The sequence below is a fragment of the Salmonella sp. SAL00672 genome, assembly GCF_046552175.1.
GTDB classification, from domain to species: Bacteria; Pseudomonadota; Gammaproteobacteria; order Enterobacterales; family Enterobacteriaceae; genus Salmonella; species Salmonella enterica.
On record NZ_JBGDUQ010000031.1, the window covers coordinates 1 to 611 of the forward strand.

Below are 611 nucleotides of genomic sequence, written 5' to 3' on the forward strand. Positions count from 1 at the left end.
AGGGTGCGCGGGTTGGCCAGCAGCGGGCCGAAGTCGGTCATCGCCCCCACGCCCATAAAGATGACCAGCGGCGCGACGCCGGAGCCAATCGCCACTTTATAGAACAGCGCCAGCACCCCCGGCGTGTAACCCATGTCCACCGCCAGGTTCTCCATCTGGCTCTGCACCGACGGCAGCGCCAGCGCTAATGCCTCTTTAATGGCGTGCACGTCCGGCGCGCAGTTAAGCTTCGCGGCAATCACCGCCAGCTGCCCGGCGTCGTGATGCGCCAGCAGGCTCTCCAGCGCGGTCAGCGCCATGCCCGCTTCCGGGATGTTGGAGAGCAGCCCGCCGAAGCCAATCGGCAGCAGCAGCAGCGGCTCGAACTTCTTCGCTATCGCCAGCCACAGCAACAGCAGGCTGACCAGCAGCATGATGGCCTGGCCTGCGCCGAGGTGCATCAGCCCCATGCCCTGAAGCAGGGCGTTCAGACTTTCCATTTCCGCTCCTCGTCCTTACGCCAGCGTCATCAGGGTGTCGCCGACGGAAACCGCATCCCCGGACTTCACCGCGATACCGCGTACCGTCCCGGCCTGCGCGGCGCGGATTTCGGTTTCCATCTTCATGGCTTC

General features: G+C 65.3%; 2 protein-coding genes. Both read right to left on the reverse strand.

The window, feature by feature from the left end; genetic code table 11:
- Positions 1–479, reverse strand: a 479-nt coding sequence (locus ACLJTG_RS23665) for a sodium ion-translocating decarboxylase subunit beta (protein ID WP_332858522.1), incomplete at its 3' end; no start/stop codon positions are given.
- A gap of 15 nt (positions 480–494) precedes the next feature.
- Positions 495–611, reverse strand: a 117-nt coding sequence (locus tag ACLJTG_RS23670) for a biotin/lipoyl-containing protein (protein ID WP_139380992.1), incomplete at its 5' end; no start/stop codon positions are given.